The sequence below is a fragment of the Flagellimonas sp. 389 genome, assembly GCF_018449435.1.
In the GTDB taxonomy this organism is placed as follows: Bacteria; Bacteroidota; Bacteroidia; order Flavobacteriales; family Flavobacteriaceae; genus Flagellimonas.
In genome coordinates this window covers 87,278-110,354 of the sequence record NZ_JAHCMU010000001.1, presented here as the reverse complement: position 1 = coordinate 110,354, position 23,077 = coordinate 87,278, and the positions used below count along the sequence as shown (strand labels likewise).

At 38.8% G+C, this 23,077-nt stretch carries 22 protein-coding genes; 7 read left to right on the top strand and 15 right to left on the bottom strand.

Annotated features, from left to right (window positions below; genetic code table 11):
- Positions 1–14: 14 nt before the first annotated feature.
- From asnS to pyrH, 4 genes are all read right to left on the bottom strand, one after another.
- Positions 15–1,448, bottom strand: a complete 1,434-nt coding sequence (gene asnS / locus KIM67_RS00450; protein WP_213829411.1) for an asparagine--tRNA ligase — start codon at positions 1,446–1,448, stop codon at positions 15–17.
- 90 nt (positions 1,449–1,538) lie between these two features.
- Positions 1,539–3,935 carry an RND family transporter gene (locus KIM67_RS00445; RefSeq protein ID WP_213829410.1) on the bottom strand — a complete coding sequence of 799 codons (2,397 nt, stop codon included), beginning with the start codon at positions 3,933–3,935 and terminating at the stop codon, positions 1,539–1,541.
- Positions 3,936–4,012: 77 nt separating this feature from the next.
- A complete protein-coding gene (gene frr / locus KIM67_RS00440) occupies positions 4,013–4,567 on the bottom strand; it encodes a ribosome recycling factor (RefSeq protein WP_213829409.1) in 555 nt (184 codons plus the stop codon).
- Positions 4,568–4,608: 41 nt separating this feature from the next.
- Positions 4,609–5,316, bottom strand: a complete 708-nt coding sequence (gene pyrH, locus KIM67_RS00435; protein ID WP_213829408.1) for a UMP kinase — start codon at positions 5,314–5,316, stop codon at positions 4,609–4,611.
- A gap of 168 nt (positions 5,317–5,484) precedes the next feature.
- On the opposite strand from pyrH, the gene KIM67_RS00430 reads away from it, so the two are divergent.
- The 4 genes from KIM67_RS00430 to KIM67_RS00415 all read left to right on the top strand — a co-directional run bounded on the left by KIM67_RS00430 (position 5,485) and on the right by KIM67_RS00415 (position 8,604).
- Positions 5,485–6,039: an RNA polymerase sigma factor gene (locus KIM67_RS00430; protein WP_213829407.1), complete on the top strand. Its 555-nt coding sequence runs from the start codon at positions 5,485–5,487 to the stop codon at positions 6,037–6,039.
- Between the two features lies 1 nt (position 6,040).
- Positions 6,041–6,838, top strand: a complete 798-nt coding sequence (locus KIM67_RS00425; RefSeq protein WP_213829406.1) for a HEAT repeat domain-containing protein — start codon at positions 6,041–6,043, stop codon at positions 6,836–6,838.
- Between the two features lie 88 nt (positions 6,839–6,926).
- Positions 6,927–7,784 carry a DUF4097 family beta strand repeat-containing protein gene (locus KIM67_RS00420; protein WP_213829405.1) on the top strand — a complete coding sequence of 286 codons (858 nt, stop codon included), beginning with the start codon at positions 6,927–6,929 and terminating at the stop codon, positions 7,782–7,784.
- Positions 7,785–7,788: 4 nt separating this feature from the next.
- Positions 7,789–8,604, top strand: coding sequence for a DUF4097 family beta strand repeat-containing protein (locus KIM67_RS00415; RefSeq protein WP_213829404.1), 816 nt, complete (start codon positions 7,789–7,791; stop codon positions 8,602–8,604).
- A gap of 77 nt (positions 8,605–8,681) precedes the next feature.
- Here KIM67_RS00415 and tsf read toward each other — a convergent pair whose 3' ends face one another.
- From tsf to rplM, 4 genes are all read right to left on the bottom strand, one after another.
- Entirely contained in the window at positions 8,682–9,647 is a 966-nt protein-coding gene (gene tsf, locus KIM67_RS00410) for a translation elongation factor Ts (protein WP_213829403.1), read from the bottom strand.
- A gap of 83 nt (positions 9,648–9,730) precedes the next feature.
- Positions 9,731–10,921, bottom strand: coding sequence for a 30S ribosomal protein S2 (rpsB, locus tag KIM67_RS00405; RefSeq protein ID WP_213829402.1), 1,191 nt, complete (start codon positions 10,919–10,921; stop codon positions 9,731–9,733).
- Positions 10,922–11,162: 241 nt separating this feature from the next.
- On the bottom strand, positions 11,163–11,549 hold the full coding sequence (gene rpsI / locus KIM67_RS00400; protein ID WP_213829401.1) for a 30S ribosomal protein S9: 387 nt from the start codon (positions 11,547–11,549) through the stop codon (positions 11,163–11,165).
- Positions 11,549–12,004: a 50S ribosomal protein L13 gene (gene rplM, locus KIM67_RS00395; protein ID WP_213829400.1), complete on the bottom strand. Its 456-nt coding sequence runs from the start codon at positions 12,002–12,004 to the stop codon at positions 11,549–11,551. Before rplM ends, rpsI begins: the two co-directional genes overlap by 1 nt.
- Before the next feature lie 249 nt (positions 12,005–12,253).
- Between rplM and KIM67_RS00390 the strand changes: the two genes are divergently transcribed.
- Together KIM67_RS00390 and KIM67_RS00385 are read left to right on the top strand one after the other, a co-directional pair.
- Positions 12,254–14,905 (top strand): DUF5916 domain-containing protein, encoded by a 2,652-nt coding sequence (locus tag KIM67_RS00390; RefSeq protein ID WP_298866309.1) that lies wholly within the window; start codon positions 12,254–12,256, stop codon positions 14,903–14,905.
- A 75-nt stretch (positions 14,906–14,980) separates the two neighbouring features.
- Positions 14,981–15,493: a lipocalin family protein gene (locus KIM67_RS00385; protein ID WP_213829399.1), complete on the top strand. Its 513-nt coding sequence runs from the start codon at positions 14,981–14,983 to the stop codon at positions 15,491–15,493.
- A 61-nt stretch (positions 15,494–15,554) separates the two neighbouring features.
- On the opposite strand, the gene hisC is transcribed toward KIM67_RS00385, so the two are convergent.
- The 5 genes from hisC to hppD all read right to left on the bottom strand — a co-directional run bounded on the left by hisC (position 15,555) and on the right by hppD (position 21,279).
- Positions 15,555–16,646, bottom strand: a complete 1,092-nt coding sequence (gene hisC, locus KIM67_RS00380; RefSeq protein ID WP_213829398.1) for a histidinol-phosphate transaminase — start codon at positions 16,644–16,646, stop codon at positions 15,555–15,557.
- A complete protein-coding gene (locus KIM67_RS00375; RefSeq protein WP_213829397.1) occupies positions 16,646–17,557 on the bottom strand; it encodes a flavin reductase family protein in 912 nt (303 codons plus the stop codon). The genes hisC and KIM67_RS00375 overlap by 1 nt, the downstream gene beginning before the upstream one ends.
- A gap of 33 nt (positions 17,558–17,590) precedes the next feature.
- Positions 17,591–18,811, bottom strand: a complete 1,221-nt coding sequence (fahA, locus tag KIM67_RS00370; RefSeq protein WP_213829396.1) for a fumarylacetoacetase — start codon at positions 18,809–18,811, stop codon at positions 17,591–17,593.
- Between the two features lie 98 nt (positions 18,812–18,909).
- Positions 18,910–20,067, bottom strand: a complete 1,158-nt coding sequence (locus tag KIM67_RS00365) for a homogentisate 1,2-dioxygenase (protein WP_213829395.1) — start codon at positions 20,065–20,067, stop codon at positions 18,910–18,912.
- Positions 20,068–20,145: 78 nt separating this feature from the next.
- Positions 20,146–21,279 (bottom strand): 4-hydroxyphenylpyruvate dioxygenase, encoded by a 1,134-nt coding sequence (hppD, locus tag KIM67_RS00360; protein ID WP_163416540.1) that lies wholly within the window; start codon positions 21,277–21,279, stop codon positions 20,146–20,148.
- 176 nt (positions 21,280–21,455) lie between these two features.
- Here hppD and KIM67_RS00355 point away from each other — a divergent pair, with 176 nt between their 5' ends.
- Positions 21,456–21,899, top strand: coding sequence for a MarR family winged helix-turn-helix transcriptional regulator (locus tag KIM67_RS00355; RefSeq protein WP_213829394.1), 444 nt, complete (start codon positions 21,456–21,458; stop codon positions 21,897–21,899).
- A gap of 1 nt (position 21,900) precedes the next feature.
- Here KIM67_RS00355 and KIM67_RS00350 read toward each other — a convergent pair whose 3' ends face one another.
- Entirely contained in the window at positions 21,901–22,698 is a 798-nt protein-coding gene (locus KIM67_RS00350; protein ID WP_213829393.1) for a hypothetical protein, read from the bottom strand.
- Entirely contained in the window at positions 22,698–22,925 is a 228-nt protein-coding gene (locus KIM67_RS00345) for a hypothetical protein (protein ID WP_213829392.1), read from the bottom strand. The genes KIM67_RS00350 and KIM67_RS00345 overlap by 1 nt, the downstream gene beginning before the upstream one ends.
- Positions 22,926–23,077 lie beyond the last annotated feature (152 nt).

Below are 23,077 nucleotides of genomic sequence, written 5' to 3'. Positions count from 1 at the left end.
TTAAGGATTCATAATTAAAACTCTGCATTTTGAGGGGTTCTAGGGTAGGGGATAACGTCTCTAATGTTTCCCATCCCGGTTGAGAACTGAACCAAACGTTCCAGCCCAAGCCCAAAACCACTATGGACAGCTGTTCCAAATCGCCTTAGATCCAAATACCACCAAAGTTCTTTCTCGTCAATATCCAATTCCTTGATTTTTTGTTGAAGAACTTCCAAACGCTCCTCGCGTTGTGATCCTCCAGCAATTTCACCAATTCCGGGAAAGAGTACATCCATCGCCCGAACGGTCTTTTTATCTTCGTTCAACCGCATATAGAACGCTTTGATTTTTGCAGGATAATCAAAAAGGATAACAGGACATTTAAAATGTTTTTCAACAAGAAAACGTTCGTGTTCGCTTTGTAAGTCCACTCCCCATTCGTTTACAGGGAATTGAAATTTTTTCTTTTTGTTGGGCTTACTGTTCTTAAGAATATCTATTGCCTCGGTATATGAAACTCTTTTGAAATTATTGTCTACAACAAACTTGAGTTTTTCTATCAGTGCCATTTCTGACCGTTCGTTTTGAGGTTTGGATTTTTCCTCATCCAAAAGACGTTTTTCCAAGAATTCAAGATCATCTAGGCAATTGTCCAAAACATATTGCAATATCCATTTGATAAAATCTTCGGATAGGTCCATGTTGGCATCCAAATCATAGAAGGCCATTTCTGGTTCGATCATCCAAAATTCGGCCAAGTGCCTTGAAGTATTCGAGTTTTCGGCTCTAAACGTAGGGCCAAATGTATATACCTTTCCCAATCCCATGGCATAGGTCTCTGCTTCCAATTGTCCAGATACCGTAAGATTGGTTTCCTTTCCAAAAAAGTCTTGGGTATAGTCTACTTCACCGTTATCGCTCAATGGTGGGTTTTTAATGTCCAAAGTAGTTACCCTGAACATTTCACCTGCACCTTCGGCATCTGAGCCCGTTACAACGGGAGCGTGCATATAGTAAAAGCCATTTTGCTGAAAATAACTATGAATTGCAAATGATAATGCCGAACGAACACGCATGACCGCCGAAAATGTATTGGTACGCACCCTAAGGTGAGCCTTCTCCCTTAAAAACTCTAGAGAATGTTTTTTTGGTTGTATAGGGTAGGTTTCCGCATCTGCTGTACCGTGAACAAAAACATCGGTAGCTTGAATTTCTACACTTTGTCCTCTTCCTTGACTTTCTACCAGTGTTCCTAAAATCTTAAGCGCTGCACCAGTTGAAATCTGTTTTAGCAAGTTATCGTCAAAGTTTTCAAAATCTACGACACATTGTAAATTATGTATGGTAGAACCATCATTTAAAGCGATAAATCGGTTACTTCTAAATGTTTTTACCCATCCGTTTATTTCAACCGTGTCTCCAACAGGTTGCTTGTTAAGCAGTTCTTTTATTGAATAAGAATTCATTGTAAGCTATCGTAAATTAAGCGGTAAAGATAGGTTTTTGATAAAAAACGATAGCAATAGACAGGGTATATTTATTACACGATTAGAGGGTTATTTATCCTTTATGTTGATTTCATCTTTTGGTAAGATGTCTATTTGTGGTTTTTTAAGTACTTCCTTGTTTGCAATACTTCTTTCAAGGGAAAGCAAAAGTGATGGAAGTAAGATAAGGTTGGCCAACATAGCAAAGAGCAATGTGGCCGAAACCAATCCACCCAACGCTTTTGTTCCGCCAAAACTGGAAATGGTAAAAACAGAAAATCCAAAGAACAAAACTATGGAAGTATAGAACATGCTCACCCCAGTTTCGCGCAAAGCAGCATACACCGATTTTTTGATTTGCCAGCGATTGGCGGCAAGTTCCTGTCGGTATTTGGCCAAAAAGTGAATCGTATCATCCACGGAAATACCAAATGCGATGCTAAATACAAGAATGGTGGAAGGTTTTATGGGAACGCCCAAATAACCCATTAAACCAGCTGTGATGACCAATGGCAAAAGATTGGGGACCAGCGAAATTATAATCATCCTGAACGAACGGAACAGGTAGGCCATGAAAAGGGAAATGAGTCCTATTGCCAATGCCAAGGAGAGTAGGAGGTTCTTAACGAGGTATTTGGTTCCCTTTAAAAACAACAATGCTTTCCCTGTCATAAATACATTGTAGCGTTCACTGGGAAAGAATTTGTCTATAGATTGTAGCATGCTCTTCTCGATTTCTTCCATGCGATCAATCTTTACATCGCGCATAAAAGTTGTTACACGAGCGGTTTGGCCCGTGCTATCCACAAAACTTTCGAGAAGGTCCCCATCATCAGAAGACTTTCTGGCCACATCCATGATAAATGTGTTTTCTTGGGAAGTGGGCAGCTGGTAATATTTTGGAATTCCATTATAAAAGGCTTGTTTGGAATATTTCACCAAATCGACAACGGATATTGGTCTGGAGAGTTCTGGTGTTTCCTCTATTACGTTACTTAATTGGTCAATCCGTCTTAACGTTGCAGGTTTTATGGCACCATTTTTTCGTTTGGTATCTACCACGATTTCCATGGGCATAATACCATCAAACTCTTCTTCAAAAAAACGAATGTCCTTGAAGTAATGGGTGTTTTTGGGTAAATCTTCAATTCGGCTACCCGTAATCTCAATTTGATATATGCCGATGATACTCAAAATCAAAACAATAATGGAAGTGATATAGACACCAATTCTGTAATCCCGTACCATGCGTTCCATCCAGTTCACAAAAATATCTATCCATTTTTTGTTCAAGTGTTTTAGGTGCTTGGTCTTGGGAAGCGGCATAAAACTGTAGACGATGGGAATAATCAAAAGTGATAAAATGAAAATCCCAATAATATTAATAGATGCTACAATACCAAATTCTTTGAGCAGATCGCTGTCCAGAATAATGAAGGTTGCAAATCCTGAAGCGGTCGTAATATTTGTCATTAAGGTGGCATTCCCAATTTTGGAAATAACACGTTGTAACGACAGGGCTTGATTACCATGTTTTTTTACTTCTTGCTGGTATTTATTGATAAGGAATACACAGTTGGGGATTCCAATCACAATAATCAGTGGGGGAATCAATGCGGTAAGAATGGTAATTTCATACCGTAGCAAGCCGAGTATGCCAAAGGACCACATTACGCCGATTATAACCACGAACATAGAGATGAAGGTAGCCCTGAAGCTCCTAAAAAAGAAGAAGAAAATAATAGATGTTACCAATAAGGCGGCTCCTATGAATATACCAATTTCATCTACAATCGACTTTGTGTTCCATGTACGTATATAGGGCATTCCCGATACCCTTACATCAAGATTGGTTTCTTCTTCAAAGCGTTTTACAATGTCGGCCAGATCATTAAGAATGAATTCATTCCTAACAGCGGTGTTCATGATGTCCTTATCCAAATAGGCGATAGTTTGGATGGTCCCACTCTCTGGATTATAAATTAAATTATCATAAAATGGAAGCTCGTTAAAAAGCTGGTTTTTCAGTTCTTTTATTTCTTGGGTAGTTTTTGGCGCTTCTTTAATAAAAGGTTCCATGACAAATTCTTGCTTGTCATTGTCCTTGACCAAAATTTTAAGATTGTCGGTGGATACTACAAAATCAATTTCGGGAAAAGCCTCGAGTTGTTTGCTTAGTTTATTCCACCTATTAAATTTACTTGGGGTAAACAGCGAGGAATCCCTAATGGCTAGAACAATGGCATTTCCTTCTTCGCCAAATATGTTCTTAAATGCAATGTACTGAATAGTCGCAGGGTGATCATCTGGGAGGATATTCGCTTCCGTATTGGAAAATTGCATATTCTTCCATTGCATTCCCAAAAAAACTGTAAAGGCTGCAACTCCAAGTAGAATAAGAATTCTGTTGCGTAGTATGATTCTTGACACCTTTGCCCAAAATCCTTTAGTAAGCTTAGCTACCATATTGATTTTATTCGGCGCAAAGGTAAAAAATGATTGGCTGTGTTCCTAAGTAAAGTAAACTGATAATACTAGTATTCTTAAACCTTCATGATTTCCGCTTCTTTTACGGAAAGAATGGCATCCACTTTTTTGCTGTAAGTATCGGTAAGTTCCTGTACATCCACTTCAGCGTTTTTTAACAAATCTTCCGATATATCTAAAGCTTTTAGTTCCTTATTCGCTTCTTGTCGGGCACTACGTATACTTACTTTGGCATCCTCAGCTTCGGATTTGGCCTGCTTTACCAACTGTATTCTTCGTTCCTCTGTCAATGGTGGCACATTAATGATGATCATTTCACCATTGTTCATGGGATTGAAACCTAAATTCGAGTTCATGATAGCGGTCTCAATATCTGCAAGGATGCTTTTTTCCCATGGCTGTACAGAAATGGTTCGGGCATCCGGAGTGTTGATATTGGATACTTGTGAAAGCGGGGTTATGGAACCATAATATTCCACCATAACCGTTGATAACATTACCGGGCTTGCTTTTCCAGCACGTATCTTGATCAAAGCTTTTTCCAAATGGGAAATACTTCCGTCCATGCTCTCTTTGGCGCTATCAAGTACAAATGTTACTTCTTCGTTCATAATTTTAAAATTTTAGAATTGAAATCAAAGCCTATGCCATTTTAGACATTGACTACGGTTCCAATGTTTTCACCAGAAACTATTTTCATAAGATTTCCTCTAGTGTTCATATCAAAAACAACAATGGGAAGCTCGTTTTCTTGACTTAATGTAAATGCTGTTGTGTCCATTACCTTGAGACCTTTAGAAAGGACATCTTTAAAAGAAATGGAATCAAATTTTGTAGCAGTTTTGTCTTTCTCGGGATCGGAGGAGTAAATGCCGTCTACGCGGGTTCCTTTTAAGATAACATCCGCTTTTATTTCGATAGCTCTCAGTACCGCCGCTGAATCTGTTGTGAAATAAGGATTTCCCGTGCCTCCACCAAAAATGACCACCCTGCCTTTTTCGAGATGGCGCATGGCCCTTCTTCTTATAAAAGGTTCTGCCACTTCGTTAATTTTTATAGCGGATTGTAGCCTGGTCTCTACCCCTTGAAGCTCCAATGCACTTTGTAGGGCAAGTCCGTTGATTACCGTTGCCAACATGCCCATATGGTCTCCTTGAACGCGATCCATTCCTTGGCCTGCTCCAGAGAGTCCCCTGAAAATATTGCCGCCACCAATAACTATGGCTACTTCAACCCCTTTGGCAATTACAGCTTTAATGTCTTCTGCATACTCGGCTAAGCGTTGTGCATCTATGCCGTATTGCTGTTCGCCCATTAGGGCCTCACCGCTTAATTTTAATAAAATTCTTTTGTATTGCATTTATAAGGTCTGTTGAAGTCCGGACAAAAATAATCAAAATTATTTATGGCGAATCACCTTAAAAAGAGAAGATGTGAGAATTAAAATCAATAAAAAAATCCATACATTCTGTAACCTTTTTAAAAAACTAAAGTATACCCTTCAACGAGCCAAAAAAACAATATCAAATTGCAAGATTTAACTGATAATACGCTCATGCTAAAAGTGAAAAATGGCGACTTGGATAAGTTGGGGTTGCTTTATGAGCGACACAAAAAAAAATTGTTTGGGTTTTTCTACAATCTAGGAAACAATCCTTCGGTGAGTCAAGATTTGGTTCAGAACGTATTTGTTAGAATTTTAAAGTATAAGGGATCGTATTCTGGAGAGGGAATTTTTGCGGCTTGGATGTTCAGTATGGCTAGAAATGTAAATTACGATTACCACAAAAAGTCTTCGAGCGAAAAAATTTCTAGGAATGTTTCGCCTGAAGATATCAAAGGAAAAGCTGAAGATTATTTAAACGATGCTATTGAAACGGATGGCAACAAGGCCTTAGTGAAGCAAGCATTGGAAATGCTTCCAAAAGAAAAGAAAGAACTTTTGGTCTTAAGTAAATATAGAGAGCTAAAGTTTAGCGAAATAGCAGAAATTGTTGGTTGTACGGAAGGTGCTGCGAAAGTAAGGGTGCATAGGGCGCTCAAGGAGTTAAAAACTATTTTTTTACAACTAGAAATTGTGTAAGATGATACATAAAGAAAAGTTTGAAGTACAGGTGATGGATTACATGATGGGAACAATGCCCTTAAATAAAAAGAAGGCTTTTGAAGATTTTCTTGCCAAGAATCCAGAATATGATTTGCAATATCAAGACTTAGTGGACACATGGCAAATGGTGGACGCTTTGAATGCTCCCGCACCCTCTGAAAAAATGGATCAAGCCTTTTTTACAATGCTTTCCGATGAAACGGCAAAAACAAAGAAGAAAGCCAGATCAACCATCTTTTTAGAGACTCTTGCTACAATTTTCAAACCACAGTTGGTATATGGGCTTCTTTTATTGGGTGTTGGTCTCGGGATAGGCTATTATATGAATGCTCCAAATGATGGAATCAGCGAGGATGCGATTGTTATCAATAAGGAGACGGAGAGCATTAGACAAAAACTTGTGCTCACATTATTAGAGCAACCATCTGCAAACCAGCGACTACAAGGTGTTAGCGAAGCGAATAAAATTGAAAATGTGGATGAAACCATAGTGAAAGCATTATTGAAGACTTTAAATAGTGATTCCAATGTTAACGTACGATTGGCCGCTATCGAATCTTTGACCAATTATGTGGACAACCCTCTGGTTAGACAGGGTTTGGTGCAGTCCATTCCAAATCAAGAATCGCCTATGGTTCAAGTTACCTTGGCTAATTTGATGGTTGCTCTACAGGAAAAAACGTCAGTTGAACCTTTCAAACGGTTGATGAAACATAAGGAATTGGATACGACGGTAAAGAAAAAAATAAAGAATTCTATTGAATCAATCATTTAGTTTATCACTCGCCCTGAGCTAAGTCGAAGGGTCAATCATCCCAAAAATCGGGATTCAATCAAATCACGAACAGTCAAATTTTTAAAAGATGAAACAGTTAATTTTAATGGTATTCCTCATCTCGTTTTTGGGAATGCAAAGTTGCAATGCGCAGCAAAAAAAACACAAAGAACAAATAAAAAAGGAAGTACCGCTTTCCAATGGTGTTGAAAACCGATTGGTCATCAAAAATGTTTTTGGATCCATAGCGGTTGAAGGGTACAGTGGAAACAAGGTGTTGGTCGAAGTGGAAAAAATTATTTCTGCTGATAATGCCAAAGATTTGGAATTGGGAAAAAAAGAACTCAATCTAAAAATCGTTCAAGAAGAAAACTTAGTTATTCTACATCCTGATGCACCTTATGTTGAGTTCGATAAAGAGAACCTGAGGTACAATTGGTGCAATAAAAACGAAGAACCTCCATACGAGCATCGGCTAAACTTTACGGTAAAGGTTCCCAAATCAATTCAAATTGATGTTAGTACCGTAAATGATGGAGAAGTTCTTGTAGAAAATACCAATGGTAATTCTGTGAAAGCAGAAAACATCAACGGTGGGATTGCATTGACCAATATTACTGGAAAAACGGATGTGAACTGCATCAACGGTCCGGTGAACATATCCTATGCCGATAATCCCAAAAGTTCGTCGAAATACTATGCGTTAAACGGCGATATTAATATTTCATATCAAAAAGCACTTTCCGCTAATATTTCATTTAAAAGCATGAACGGGGAACTATTCACCGATTTCAATATCAATAAACAGTTCATGGAAACAAACAAGGAAACTGGGGATAAGGCAAAATATAAATACGAGGCCAAACCTGTGGTCCAAATTGGTAGCGGTCAGGTTGATTTTGACTTTGAAACGCTAAACGGAAATGTATTCATCAAAAAAATATAACGACATGAGAAACTTCAAATTAATAACAATTATAGTAGCATTGCTGATGGTAGGTATATCATCGGCCCAAGAAAAAAGTATCGATTTGTTTTCGGTCCCTTTAAGTAGCCCCAATAGCCCGGGTAAATTAGTGGTAGACCAAATAGCAGGGTCAATTCATGTTGAAGCTTATGAAGGTAAAGAGGTTGTAATAAAAGCTTCTTTTGGGAGTGAAAAAAGACACTATAAGGATGACGGAAACAACAATGGCATGAAGCGCATTTCCAATACTTCATTGGCTATAAGTGCCGAGGAAAAAAATAATGTAGTACAGGTAATCAATGAACAATGGAACAAGGTTACAAATCTAGAGGTAAAGGTTCCAAAGAACTTTTCATTGAAGTTGTCTACGGTAAATGATGGCAATATTTCCGTGAATGGCGTGAATGGCGAAATGGAGATCAGTAATGTGAACGGAGAGATTACATTGAAGGGTGTAAGCGGTTCGGCGTCGACCGATACAGTGAATGGAGATATAAAGATTGACTTTGTGAGTATTACTAAAGATGCAAATATGGCATTCAGTAGTCTTAATGGTGATGTGGCGATTACTTTTCCAAATTCTTTAAAAGCAGATGTTAAAGCAAAGTCCGATATGGGGGAGATTTTCACTGATTTTGACATGCAGGTTTCGGCAAATAAACCAGAAGTGAACAAAAACAATTCTTCTGGTTCCTATAAAGTAAAGATAGAACAATGGGTTAGGGGTAAAATAAATGGTGGTGGCCCCGAAATGTTGTTCAAAACTTTTAATGGCGATATTCTAATAAAGTCAAAATAGGAAAGGCTATATATACTATAAACAAAAAGCCGGTTTTCTTAAGAGAACCGGCTTTTTGAATTTTATGATTTAGGATGTTATCCTACAGTAGCACGTTTAAAACCTGTTACTGAAACGTCTCCATGAGATTCAACGTATTTTGCAACATTGATTTTTTCATCTTTGATAAAATTCTGGTCTAAAAGACATTGTTCTTGATCCAAAGTAGTGTTGTCAGAAATAAATCTTTCCATCTTACCTGGAAGGATTTTATCCCAAATCTGCTCAGGTTTTCCTTCTGCCTTTAATTGTGCTTTTGCATCTTCTTCAGCCTTGGCAAGAACTTCATCGGTCAATTGTGCCCTTGAAATGTATTGTGGAACATTTTTCAATGTTTTTCCTAAACGGCCAAGTTCAATGTTGTCTTTTTCAATTACGGCAATTCTAGCTTCTGTTTCCGCGGCAACAAAATCAGCGTCAAAATCTTTATAGGACAACGTTGTGGCGCCCATAGAAGCAACCTGCATAGAAAGATCTTTTGCAAGTACATCAGCAGTGTCCACAGCAGCAGACAAACCAACTAAAGCAGCAATCTTATTAATGTGTACATAACTGCCAACGTAAGGAGCTTCCAACTTTTCAAAAGCGGTAATGCCTAATTTTTCGCCAATAACACCAGTTTGTTCTATTAACTTGTCCGTTACGGTCATCCCTCCAAAATCAGAAGCTAAAAATTCTTCTTTTGTGGCGTAGTCCAATGCTTTTTCCGCTAATTCGTTAGCTAGTGCTATAAAATTTTCGTTTTTTCCAACAAAATCTGTTTCGCAACCCAATACAATAGCAACACCAACAGTCTTATCGGCATTTACTTTTGCTATTGCAGCACCTTCAGAAGAATCTCTGTCGGCTCTTTTGGCAGCTATCTTCTGTCCTTTCTTACGAAGAATCTCAATTGCTTTATCAAAGTCACCTTCTGCTTCGACCAATGCATTTTTACAATCCATCATTCCGGCTCCGGTAGCTTTCCTTAATTTATTTACTTCAGCGGCGGTAATCTTTGCCATTTCTTTTCTATTTAAAAATTTATGTAAAGTAAAACACTATTTAAGTGCCTTGTTTTAGGTGAACGTTAAATTACTATTCTTGATTATTCAACTCCTCCTTTGGCGTTGTCTTGCCATTCCTTTAATTCGTCCCACTTCCCGTCAGCAGCCATTTTTGCTTGTTTTGGCCATGTTGTAGGGTCGAGATGAGCCATTCTTGAACTTGCCTCGGTCAAAATCTCCTTAACTTTTTCCGGATCGGCTTCAGAAAGTGCAGCATATGTTGTAATACCGTTATTGGTCAATGCTTCGGCTGCTTTTGGACCAATACCTTCAATTTTGGTTAAATCTTCTGTTTCGGTAGCTTCGGCTTTTTTAGCTTCTGGCTTTTCTGTTACTTTAGCTTCGACCTCTTTTTCAGCAACAGGTTCCTCCTTGGCTTCTTTTACAGGAGCACTTTTCTCTTCGGCAACAGGTTCCTTTTTGACTGTTTCCTCAGCGGGAGCACTTTCTTGTTTTACTTCAGGTTTCTTTGCTTCTACAGTTTTTTCTTCTTTAGCTGCAGGAGCTTCCTTAGTTGCGGCTTTTCCTTCTTGCTTATCGTTTTTACGTTCAGACAATCCCTCGGCGACAGCCTTCGTAACTTCTGTCATAATAACCTCAATGGATTTTCCGGCATCGTCATTTGCAGGAATTACGTAATCGATTGGTCTAGGGTCAGAGTTGGTATCGATCATTGCAAAAATTGGAATGTTCAATTTCTGCGCTTCTTTTACAGCAATGTGCTCTCTCATCGTGTCAACAATGAAAATAGCTCCGGGAAGTCTGGTCATTTCGGAGATAGAACCTAGGTTTTTCTCCAATTTGGCTCTTAGACGGTCAACTTGTAGACGTTCTTTTTTGGAAAGTGTGTTGAACGTACCATCTTTTTTCATACGATCTATAGAAGCCATTTTTTTAACAGCTTTACGAATCGTTACAAAATTGGTCAACATACCACCTGGCCATCTTTCAGTGATGTAAGGCATGTTTACGTTAGATACTTTTTCAGCAACAATATCTTTAGCTTGCTTTTTTGTAGCTACGAAAAGAATTTTTCTTCCTGATGCTGCAATTTTCTTGAGTGCTTCGTTCGCTTCATCAAGTTTTGCAACTGTTTTGTAGAGATTGATAACGTGAATCCCGTTACGCTCCATGTAGATATAGGGCGCCATGTTAGGGTTCCACTTTCTTGTAAGGTGTCCAAAATGCACACCTGCTTCTAATAAGTCTTTGACTTCAATGTTACTTGCCATTTTTTTGTAATTAGTTTACGTTCCGTTGTAGTAGCAATGAATAGGTGGTCACAAAAATGTTCGCCCTAATCATTTAGATGCTAAACTAAATTCCAAAAAGTCGATTTTTGCTCTTTGGAACAACGACAACTTGGTTAAAAATTAACCCTGAAATCTTTTCAGGGTTTTCAATGAACTTTATCCTTGATTAATTCAGGATATTTTATAATGAGATACTGAAAACAAATTCAGCATCATACAATTAACGTTTAGAGAACTGGAATTTCTTACGGGCTTTTTTCTGACCGAATTTCTTTCTTTCCACCATTCTCGGATCCCTTGTCAACAATCCTTCAGGCTTAAGAACAGTTCTGTTCTCTTCGTCTATTTCACACATTACTCTAGATAATGCCAAACGAATAGCTTCGGCCTGACCAGTTATTCCACCACCATATACATTTACCTTAACGTCATAGTTACCTTCGGTTTCGGTAAGTGCGAAAGGCTGATTTACCTTATATTGTAAAGTCGCTGTAGTAAAATACTCTTTTAAATCTTTCTTGTTTATGGTTATGTTTCCCTTTCCTTCAGAAACATATACTCTTGCAACGGCAGTTTTTCTTCTACCAATCTTATGAACCACTTCCATTATTTGTAGTCGTTTAAGTTTATTGCCTTGGGTTTTTGTGCTTCTTGACCGTGTTCTGTTCCAACATATACTTTTAGGTTTCTGAACAATTCAGCACCTAACTTGTTTTTAGGAAGCATACCCTTGACAGATTTTTCAATAATCCTTTCAGGATGTTTCTCCAACAATTCTTGAGCAGTTGTAGAGCGTTGCCCTCCAGGATAACCTGTATATCGCAAATAGGTTTTTTCTTCCCACTTGTTTCCGCTCATGGTTATTTTCTCAGCATTTATAACAATGATGTTGTCACCACAGTCAACATGAGGTGTAAAATTTGGCTTATGTTTTCCTCTGAGTAACTTTGCTACTTTTGACGCCAATCTCCCTAACGTTTCTCCTTCAGCATCAACCAATAACCACTCTTTGTTAACAGTAGCTTTGTTGGCAGAAATAGTCTTATAACTTAATGTATCCACTTCTAGAATATTATTGATTTAAAAATCTATCCCGATTAACGGGCTGCAAATGTACAATTATTAGATTGAATTACAAATGGTTGATTGGGAATATTTTTTACTTTTTCTACTCTGTCGTATCTGATGAAATGATTGCACTGCCATCTTGATTGTTTTTTGTTAAAAAGCACTATTAAATTTAAGCAAACTGTAACTATCTTGATTTATGCTGGTCTTTAAAGCAACTTATCAAATCAAAAGACCAACACAGTGAGAAAACTGATCATATGCTGCACCCTACTTTTATTTTCTATTTATTTAAATGCCCAAGATTCTACACAGGTTGTGACCAAGAAGATTTATGTTACAAAGGCCATTGGGCAATCACCACCGCCAGAAATAGATGGTCTGCTGAACGATATAGCCTGGAACTTTGTTGAATGGGGAGGGGATTATATTGAACTTCAACCCGATGAAAATACGCCGCCGAGCGAACAGACCAAGTTCAAAATAGTTTATGATAGTAAGAACCTATATATAGGAGTGCGATGCTATGATACAGATCCAGATAAGATTGAAAAGCGATTATCCAGGCGAGATGGTTTTGAGGGAGATTGGGTAGAATTCAATATTGACAGTTATCATGACAAGCGTACCGCTTTTTCTTTTACCGTTACAGCAGCTGGCGTAAAAGGGGATGAATTTGTTTCAAACAATGGAAATAATTGGGACAGTAGCTGGAACCCAATTTGGTACACAAGGACAAATATTGATGAAGAAGGCTGGACAGCCGAAATAAGAATCCCGTTAAGTCAGTTAAAGTTTGGGGATGCTGAAGAACAAGTCTGGGGACTGCAATCTACACGAATGTTTTTTAGAGAAGCGGAACGCTCAACCTGGCAACGAAAACCAATAGACCAGCCAGGTTGGGTAAGTGAGTTTGGCGAATTGCACGGACTGAAAAAAGTAGAACCTCAAAAACAATTGGAAATACAGCCATATACCGTAGCGAGCACAGAAACGTACGAAGCGGAAGAAGGAAATCCGTTTAGGGACGGAAGCGAAAGTGATATAACGGGCGGGCTAGATGCAAAGATTGGGATTACCAATGACTTGACAGTTGACCTAACCGTAAATCCAGATTTTGGACAGGTCGAAGCAGACCCTTCTGCAATAGCCTTGGATGGTTTTCAGATTTTCTTTAGGGAACAACGCCCCTTTTTTGTAGAAAACAAAAATATTTTTGACTTTAATGTTTCAGAATCCGAAGCGGGAAATACCTTTGGGTTTGATAATGTTTTTTACTCAAGACGAATAGGTAGAAGTCCACAGGGATCCCCAGATATAAGCGATAATGAATTCGTAGACCAGCCAGATAATACACCCATTATTGGCGCTGCTAAGTTTAGTGGTAAAACCAAGAACGGATTGGCAATAGGGGTTTTGGAAAGTGTTACTGCAAAAAGGTATGCGGTAATCAGTGAAGAGGATGGGACGCGCAGAAAAGAAGTGGTCGAACCTTTGACAAATTATTTCGTGGGAAGGCTTCAGAAAGATTTTAACGACCGTAATTCGTATATCGGCGGAATTTTAACTGCCACCAATAGGGATAATTTAACACAGGAGCTTGATTTTCTTCATAAATCGGCTTATACCGGAGGTGTTGATTTTAAGCACCAATGGCATAATAGGGATTGGTATGTTGAAGGGAATGTCATAGTGAGCCACGTTACGGGAAGCGAAGAAGCAATCAAGAATACCCAAGAATCCATCACCCATCTTTTCCAACGGGTAGATGCTGACCATGTGGCTGTAGACTCTACCAGGACTACACTGTCGGGTACTGGTGGCAATGTTCAAATTGGAAAAATTGGAAGTGGTCATTGGCGGTTCGAAACAGGAGGAACTTGGCGATCGCCAGAACTGGAACTCAATGATATTGGATTTCAACGACAATCCGATGATATTCGTCACTACACTTGGATTGGATATCAAACCTTAAAACCGGACAGTACATTTAGAAGGGTAGGTATAAACTATAACCATTGGAGTACTTGGGATTTTAAGGGGAACCACAATAGTTTGCGCTTTAACACCAACAGCTGGCAAAACTGGGCCAACAACTGGTTTTCCAACGTTGGGTTCAATTATGCGCCCTTTCAGTATTCAAATTTTGCGCTTAGGGGCGGTCCACGGTTACGATTGTCCCCAGAAATAAGTTTTTGGAACCGTGTCAGTACTGATGATAGGAAGAAATTCACCCTCAGTGTTTTTCACAGAGGGGAAAAAGCTGTGGACAACTCCTATAGGTCCTATTTTGTTGAAGGTGGGTTTACGTACCAGCCTATAAATGCACTGCGTATTTCCGCATTTCCATCGTTGAGTATTAATCAGGATAAGCTACAGTTTATTGACAATTTTGATGATGTAAATGGTTCTCCAAGGTATCTTAATGGAGAGATTCAACAGCGAACACTTAGTATGTCCTTTCGTTTAAACTATACCATAAACCCTAATTTAACCATTCAATATTGGGGGCAGCCATTTATTTCGAGGGGTCGATATTCAAATTTTAAGCACGTTACGACAGCAACAGCAGAACGTTTTGAGGATAGGTTTGTACAGTACGAAGGGAATCAGGTCTCATTGGCCGATGATACGTATTCCATTGATGAGAATTTGGATGGGGTCGAGGACTTTAGCTTTGATGACCCCGATTTTTCATTTGTGCAATTCCGTTCCAATCTGGTCATACGATGGGAATATATTCCGGGATCGGAAATCTTCCTGGTTTGGTCACAGGATGTATCACGCGATGGAAATCCATCAGAAGGATTGCTATCTAGTTTGGGAGATAATATCTTTAATCAGAAACCACAAAATATTTTCTTATTAAAGGCAACGTATAGGTTTGTGCTTTAAGACCTCTAAGGTGTTTACTGTACTATTTTAGGTTTTTTTTCGTTATTTGCTCAACCAAACAACACAAAACCAAGTATGATGAAAAAAAATATTGTATTCTTTTTCTTGATAATTTCCCTAGTTATTTCATGTTCAACAGACAATAAAGAGGATGAGACAATGAATGATGCCACTGTCGATTTAGTTGGGACATGGGTGCTTACCGACCTGCGTATTGATGAAAACACGAACGATGATGACCTTAATTTTGCGAAACAGATTTTGGATAATTTCAAATCATCTGATTGTGATATTGTGATATTCACTTTTAGAGGTGATGGTACCGCAGTATCAGAAAACAAAGTGAATTTTATAGCTGAAAATATAAACGTAGGTGCTGGAGGTTTATCTGTTGATTGTCCAAGTGAAAGTGTGACTGAAACAACGACATGGTCATTGGATGGTGATCAATTGACTTTTGTGGACAGTAATATGGAAGAGGAGGTTATTACCGTTGTTTTGGAGGATGAAAACACTTTGATTATCGCTGGTGAGGACATTAATGCCGATAATTATACCGGAGCTGACGGTGTTTTCACGAGACAGTAAATTAACCTTCATAGTCAAACTGGGTCTGTCGAAGTTTGTATGATATCCAAAATTAAACCAGTTATATTTTTTTAAGGGCTGTTACCAAAGCTTCATTTGCTTCTTGGGTTCCAACAGTTATTCTTACAAGACCTGGAGCACCAAATTGTGAAACAGGTCGTACCATAACACCTTGTCGCATTAGTTTATCTGTAAAATCGAATTCGGGAATAGGCGGATCTATAATAAAGAAATTTCCTTGTGTGGGCCAGTACTTAATCCCTAGAGACGTGAAGGATTCGATGAGGTATTTTCTGCCGTCTTGAACAGTTTTTACTGTTTTTTCAATGAACAGAGAATCGTTCAATGCACCTATTGCCGCTTCTATGGATGTGATGGGGAGCAAAAAAGGCTTGTGAATCTGCCGCATGTAATTTGCAATAGTGGCGGTCGTATAGCAATATCCTATACGTTGACCTGCCAATCCGTATGTTTTTGAAAAACTATTGATGGCGACCACATTGTGTCCTTCTCTAACATAAGGTAAAGCTGTCACATAATCTTCTGCATCGGCAAAATGGCGATAGACTTCATCAAAAACTACGATAATATTTTTTGGGATACGGTGTAAAAAATCCTCAAGAACTGGCTTTGGGATATAGGTGCCCGTTGGATTGTTTGGACTGGTCAAGAAAATGACCTTGGTTTTATCGGTAATGGAAGATAGCATGCCTTCTACGTCCAAATCATAATTCGGTGCCAAAAGAGGAACATCTACTTGTTTTGCCCCGTACCATCTAGAAAACACCGCGTAAGGAAGAAAACAAGGATTGGAATAAATTACCTCATCCTCCTCATTGATAAATGCTCTCAACAACATATCTATAATTTCGGAACCACTGTTCCCGCAAATAAATTGGTCTACTGCCAGTTGCCCATCAAAATCATTCACCAAAGCTTCCCGTAACCGAATATCTGTTTGATCGGGATAAACATCCACAATTTCTGCAGCCTTTTGTAGCGCTGTAACTGCCTTTGGAGAAGCACCCAAAGGGTTTTCGTTTGAGGAAAGTTTATAGATTTTTTTATTGGAAACCGGTATGTTCTTTCCGCCTTTGTATACTTCCTTTGGCTCAAGGTACGGCTTGAAAATGGACTCTATTCCTTTGTTCATTATCCTACTTTTTCAGCATACATCAATGTTGCTAGTGCTTTTTTTGTTTCGTTGCTTTCCAGCATTTGTTTTGACATCCAGTGGAGCTCCTTCTTTAGTTTTTCTGGTTTTCCATTCAGTTTTTTCTCGAGCATTCGTATTTCATCGTCATTGCCAATTTGTTCTACTTCTTCTAAGGAAGGAAGTTTTTCCAAATTCCCCAGTCTACCTAGATTGTTCCCTGTGAGAATTGTGCTATTTCGAATGCTTTCCGGGAGTTGGTCAACACCTATGCCTTTATTTCGAATCGGTTTTGGAATCTCAAAAAGGGAACTCCCGCTGGCTCTTGTATACCAACTTCCCCCCATTCGTCCCACTAAATCCAATTTGAGAGGGTCTAACTTTCCTAATTCGTCTAAATGCTTTTCATTGATGTGAATGAGCTCTACTTTTGCCAAGATGAGATTTCCGGCACCTGGGGTGTCGGCCAATTCTATAACTTGACTAACAGTACACTCAAAAGAAACCGGAGCTTCCGCAACGCGAGGAGGTTTTACCTTCTCACTTGGAATTTCTGTTAACCCGGATTTTATAAATTCGTTCACACCTTTTTTATAGGCAGTGCTGGACAAAGACATTTGTTCAACAATTGGGAAGTCCACAATATTAATAACTACTTCCGGTACTTCTTTTATATTTTGATGCGAGTGCTTTAATGAATTGTCCCGACCGCTCCGTGCCGGAGAGAAAATCATTACCGGAGGATTGGAACTGAACACATTAAAAAAACTGAAGGGACTCAAGTTGACATTTCCTCCTAAATCAATGGTGCTGGCAAAACAAATAGGCCTTGGGGCCACTGCATTAAGCAAATAGGAATGTAGTTCTGGTTGCGATATTGTACTGGGGTCAATGGTTTTTACAATGGACATTGTTTTGGCTTTAGTTTATGCGAAGATAAACATCTATTTCGCTGGAAGAATTTTAGCTGAAACTTCTCCAAACCCTATGCGAATACCATCTTTTTCTGAATACCCCCTCATCGTTACAGTATCTCCGTCATTGATAAATTTACGTTCCGTTCCATCTTTCATTTTGATGGGTTTTGTACCCATCCAAGCAAGTTCCAACATAGAACCGTATGAGTTTTCATCTTTGCCCGAAATCGTCCCGGAACCATAAAGATCCCCAACATTGATATTACAGCCATTTACTGAATGATGTGCCAATTGCTGTACCATATTCCAATACATATATTTAAAATTGGAACGGCAAACCGTTTTTTCCTCACTGCCTTCTGGAGTTATATCAACTTCGAGTTGGATGTCATAGTTTTTATTTCCTTCGTATTCCAAATAAGGCAGTACTTTGGGTTCTTGTTGAGGTCCTGATACCCTAAAAGGTTCAAAAGCTTCCAATGTAACTATCCAAGGAGAAATATGTGATGCAAAGTTTTTTGCTAAAAAAGGTCCCAATGGAACATACTCCCATTTTTGAATGTCGCGTGCCGACCAATCGTTCAACAATACCATGCCAAAAATATAATCCTCAGCATCCTTTGTTGCTATGGATTCTCCAATTGCGGTGTTCCTTCCTGTAATAAAGCCCATTTCCAGTTCAAAATCCAATCGTGCCGATGCTTGAAAAACCGGAGTTGAAGCATCTCTTGGCAAAACTTGTCCTTTTGGTCTGTGAATAGGTTCGCCACTCACTATGATCGAACTTGCCCTTCCATGATAGCCTACCGGAATGTGCTTCCAGTTGGGTAACAACGCATTTTCGGGATCACGGAACATTTTCCCAACATTAGTGGCATGCTCAATACTAGAATAAAAGTCGGTATAATCCCCTATCGCGACCGGCATATGCATATTGGCTTCAGACTGCAGTACAAAAAGCTCTGGCTTACCTGCCAGAATGGAAGCTTCGTCTTTCAACCAGTGTTGAATATCAACCCGTACCTTTTTGGTAATGGCTTTTCCCAATGATATAAAATCGTTAAGGGTATCTTTTTCCAGTACTGCTGTATTAAAATCAAATACATCCAGTTCGGCTACGGCTGCCAAGTCCAGAATATGGTCACCTATGGCAACCCCTGCACGAGGGCTTCTGTCTGCGGTCGAAAAAATTCCAAAAGGGATATTGTGAATTGAAAAATCTGAATTTTCAGGTATGTTTATAATCATTATTTAAATAGCTATGAGATTTGAGAAAATAGATTTGAGATAAATTAAACATTATAACTAATCTCACTTCTAAAATCTAATGTCTAAATTCTAGTTTTTTACTCTAACCAAGATTTATAATACTTTCCGTCGTCGATTTTTAAGGCATTTTCCGTGACCTGCAAAGGTTTGAAGGTATCTATCATCACGGCCAATTCTTCGGTCTTGGTCTTGCCAATACTTGCCTCGTAGGTTCCGGGGTGCGGCCCATGCGGAATGCCCGCAGGATGTAGGGAAATATAACCTGGCCCTATTCCCGTTCTGCTCATAAAATCACCATCCACGTAATACAGAACCTCATCGGAATCGATATTGGAATGGTTATATGGTGCCGGAATGGATTTGGGATGATAGTCGTACAATCTTGGGCAGAACGAACAGATAACAAATGCCCCCGTTTCAAAAGTTTGATGCACTGGTGGCGGTTGGTGTACCCTACCTGTAATCGGTTCAAAATTATGGATTGAGAATCCGTAGGGAAAATTATAGCCATCCCATCCCACAACATCAAAAGGATGTGTTGCATAAACAAGATGGTGCAGCATGCCCTGTTTTTTTACTTTCATGATAAACTCCCCTTTTTCGTCGTATGTCTGCAAATCCTGTGGTAGTTTGTAATCGCGCTCGCAGAAAGGAGAGTGTTCCAATAGTTGGCCAAACCAGTTACGATAACGTTTAGGGGTATAGATAGGATGAAACGACTCGGCATATAAAATGCGATTGTCTTGCGTATCAAATTCAATCTGATAAATCATCCCTCTTGGAATGATAAGATAATCTCCATATTCAAAAGGAATATTCCCTAAAAACGTTTTCAACGTTCCCGTTCCCCTGTGAATAAAAAGCATTTCATCGGCATCAGAATTTTTATAAAAATACTCCGTTAGCGATTTTTTAGGTGCTGCCAAACCAATATGGACATCGTTGTTGACCAGCATGGGTTCGCGTGCTTCAAGAAAATCGTCCTTGGGGGCAACATTAAAACCAATGAGCTTTCGTGATTTAATATGCTTGGCCTCCGCTATTTTAGGGCTAAGATCAATGGACTCTTTGATTTCCTTTATTTGGGTGGGTCTATGCACATGGTACAGCAAGGATGACATTCCGTCAAAACCAATGGTGCCGAACAATTGTTCGTAATACAGGCTGCCATCTGGTTTTTCGAACTGCGTATGTCGCTTTTGTGGATATTTCCCTAATTTATGGTATACAGGCATAAATACTGTTTTAAAGTTCAAATTCAAGAATCAAGTTCAAAACTGCGAACTTTGAACTTGAAACTTTGAACTTGTATTTTAATGTAATGTTCCTCTAAGCTCTTGCTCACGCTCTATGGCTTCGAACAATGCTTTAAAGTTACCTTTTCCAAATGATTGTGCACCTTTTCTCTGAATGATTTCAAAAAACATAGTGGGCCTTGGTTCTACAGGTCGTGTAAAAATCTGCAATAGATACCCTTCGTCATCACGATCTACTAAAATCCCCAATTCTTTCAATGGTGCTATATCCTCATCGATTTCTCCCACACGGTCGAGTACTACATCATAATAGGTTTCGGGCACTTTCAGGAATTCCACACCACGACTTTTTAAATCTCTAACGGTTTGGATAATGTTATCCGTAGCTACGGCAATATGTTGCACGCCTTCACCTTCATAAAAATCCAAATATTCTTCAACTTGTGACTTTTTCTTTCCTTCCGCAGGTTCGTTTATCGGAAATTTGATTCGGCCGTTTCCGTTGCTCATCACCTTGCTCATTAATGCGGTGTAATCGGTAGAGATATCTTTATCATCAAAAGAAAGGATTTGGGTAAAGCCCATTACGTTTTCATAGAAATTCACCCATTCGTTCATTCGGTTCCAACCTACGTTTCCAACCATGTGATCCACATATTTTAAACCTGTTGGCACTGGATTATAGTCTGGTGTTTCCCATTTTTTAAAACCAGGCATAAACGTACCGTTATAATCTTTTCGTTCCACAAAGATGTGCACGGTCTCACCATAAGTATAAATTCCAGAACGAACAATTTTTCCGGTGCTGTCCTCTTCAGTTTTTGGCTCCATATACGATTTAGCACCACGTTCTATCGCTGTATTGTATGCATAAGTAGCATCATCTACCCATAAGGCAACAACTTTAACGCCATCACCATGTTGGTCAATATGTCTTCCAATATCAGTACCGCTTTTTAAAGGTGAAGTCAGTACTAGGCGAATTTTATCCTGTATCACCACATAACTCTCCCTGTCTTTTAATCCTGTTTCCAATCCTGCGTAGGCCAAAGATTGAAAACCAAAAGCAGTCTTGTAAAAATGTGCAGCTTGTTTGGAATTGCTAACATAGAGCTCCAAATAGTCAGTACCATTGATGGGCATAAAATCTTTGGCGGTATCGTGTATTTTTGGTAACGTAGAAGTTGACATTGTAGATTTAATTTAAGAGTGATTCAAAAATATTGTTGCTTATGCAACAAAAATAGTAATTTTGACATACGAAATCACTTTGACAAGAAAATTTTAGGTAAAAATTAGTGGTCGTTTCGTATTTGACACCTAATTTCATGAATAAATAGATTCTCGCCTGCACGGGAACGACAAGTATGCTCAATCAAATAGATGAAATATCGGGAATAGGATTGCATTTGGACATGGTGCTTCGTAAAGTTCAGGATGCCTATTTAAGAAAGTTCAAGGAATTGGATATTGAACTTACCATTGAGCAATGGGTGATTTTATATCGTATTTACCAATTAGGCGAAGATGTTTCACAGTCCGATATTGTAAAATCAAATTTTCGTAATCGTGCCACCACTTCAAGAGTTATAGGTGGTTTAGAGCGTAAGGGTTGGATAACCAAGACTCGGTTTGATGGGGATTTAAAACGTTTTAAGTTGGAGTTGACTGCAGAAGGACGTGCTATTATCCTTCAGATTGAACCTCACGCCGATATACTCCGTAAAAAGGCTATTGAAGGGTTGGACACTTTTGAATTTGACACTTTTTTAAAAGTCTTGGATAGGATAGGGGAGAACTATGAGGAGTAAGTTACTTTACCAATCGAGGAATCAGCTCTTCATTTTTATCAAAGTCCAAGGTGTAGTAGGTAAAGTTCAGATTTTTTAATTCTGCATATTTGAGTACTAGAATATGTCCTGTAATCGGATAATATTTTGAGCTATTATCTTTCTTCTTGCCATTTTTCGAAATTTCGCTGTCATCGAACAGATTTCTTCGCTGTGCGTTGGTTATGCTTATGGTTTCGAGCCCACCATCACTGCTTAGCTCATAATCGACCAAAATACCATCGTATAGATAGGCATTTCCATTTAGCTCCAGAACAGCGTCGATAAAAACAAACTCAATATCCTCAACGTGGTCTTCTTCCAAGATGATTTCTGTTCTGGGAAAGTCAAAAAATTCCCCTTTTAAAATATAGTGCCACGAGTTTTGGAACCGAAAGAACTTAAATTTTCTATCCCACCTTCTACTTCGTACCAATCGTTTTATAAGGTAGCCGGAAAAACTTGCGACTAGGAACATGGATAGATTGTACACCAAAACTCCTACGGCGCTGTTCTCCAAATTTTGAAAAGATCCTTCAGAAGGGTTGGAAGATACGATGTCGCCCAATGTATAAAGGTCAACATGGAAGCCAATAAATTTTGCGGAAAAATACCAGAGAAATTGAAAGAACAGGCTTGGCAGAATGGTTGCTATGAATATCGCAAAGAAAGTTTCCTTAAAGTATTCTCGTGAAAATTCCTCGGTATAGTAAAACCTTCTAAATAAGATTCCGGGAATAAGTAAGAAAAACAGGACTAGCGTAGATAGGGCAATACTCATTAAGCACTTTTCAGCTTTTCGGCCTCTGCATGTATCCTATCTTTTGTTTCCTTGGATAATTTTATGGTGGAATGTTCATTATGACGAAGTGCCCTGACAGCGTCCGCTAATTTCTTGGAATCCTTGGGACTGTTCAAAATGATGCTTACCCTCCTGCTGGTCAAAGGGGAGTCTGTGTTCCAAAAGGAAATGTTCCTTTTATCTATTTGTTCTTTATTGTTCGACATCTATGTAAAATTAGAACAAAATTCTTATTGATTGATATAATTTAATGAAAATTATAGGATTAGTCGTTGCACTTTCAAGCTATTACCATCCAAATAGCTCTAAAATCAAGTTAATGTTAAATTAGTTATCTCATGTCGAGTCAAACATTTGA

Bases quoted from the DNA above. Each gene is read 5' to 3' on its own strand.
- KIM67_RS00375 (WP_213829397.1), bottom strand. From the start codon at position 17,557: ATGTCCATTGTAAAAACCATTGACCCCAGTACAATATCGCAACCAGAA.
- rpsB (WP_213829402.1), bottom strand. From the start codon at position 10,921: ATGGCAAGTAACATTGAAGTCAAAGACTTATTAGAAGCAGGTGTGCAT.
- hisC (WP_213829398.1), bottom strand. From the start codon at position 16,646: ATGAACAAAGGAATAGAGTCCATTTTCAAGCCGTACCTTGAGCCAAAG.
- KIM67_RS00385 (WP_213829399.1), top strand. From the start codon at position 14,981: ATGATGAAAAAAAATATTGTATTCTTTTTCTTGATAATTTCCCTAGTT.
- KIM67_RS00425 (WP_213829406.1), top strand. From the start codon at position 6,041: ATGATACATAAAGAAAAGTTTGAAGTACAGGTGATGGATTACATGATG.
- rpsI (WP_213829401.1), bottom strand. From the start codon at position 11,549: ATGGAAGTGGTTCATAAGATTGGTAGAAGAAAAACTGCCGTTGCAAGA.
- KIM67_RS00365 (WP_213829395.1), bottom strand. From the start codon at position 20,067: ATGCCTGTATACCATAAATTAGGGAAATATCCACAAAAGCGACATACG.
- KIM67_RS00415 (WP_213829404.1), top strand. From the start codon at position 7,789: ATGAGAAACTTCAAATTAATAACAATTATAGTAGCATTGCTGATGGTA.
- hppD (WP_163416540.1), bottom strand. From the start codon at position 21,279: ATGTCAACTTCTACGTTACCAAAAATACACGATACCGCCAAAGATTTT.
- tsf (WP_213829403.1), bottom strand. From the start codon at position 9,647: ATGGCAAAGATTACCGCCGCTGAAGTAAATAAATTAAGGAAAGCTACC.
- KIM67_RS00345 (WP_213829392.1), bottom strand. From the start codon at position 22,925: ATGTCGAACAATAAAGAACAAATAGATAAAAGGAACATTTCCTTTTGG.
- asnS (WP_213829411.1), bottom strand. From the start codon at position 1,448: ATGAATTCTTATTCAATAAAAGAACTGCTTAACAAGCAACCTGTTGGA.
- fahA (WP_213829396.1), bottom strand. From the start codon at position 18,811: ATGATTATAAACATACCTGAAAATTCAGATTTTTCAATTCACAATATC.
- KIM67_RS00420 (WP_213829405.1), top strand. From the start codon at position 6,927: ATGAAACAGTTAATTTTAATGGTATTCCTCATCTCGTTTTTGGGAATG.
- KIM67_RS00355 (WP_213829394.1), top strand. From the start codon at position 21,456: ATGCTCAATCAAATAGATGAAATATCGGGAATAGGATTGCATTTGGAC.
- pyrH (WP_213829408.1), bottom strand. From the start codon at position 5,316: ATGCAATACAAAAGAATTTTATTAAAATTAAGCGGTGAGGCCCTAATG.
- KIM67_RS00445 (WP_213829410.1), bottom strand. From the start codon at position 3,935: ATGGTAGCTAAGCTTACTAAAGGATTTTGGGCAAAGGTGTCAAGAATC.
- frr (WP_213829409.1), bottom strand. From the start codon at position 4,567: ATGAACGAAGAAGTAACATTTGTACTTGATAGCGCCAAAGAGAGCATG.
- KIM67_RS00350 (WP_213829393.1), bottom strand. From the start codon at position 22,698: ATGAGTATTGCCCTATCTACGCTAGTCCTGTTTTTCTTACTTATTCCC.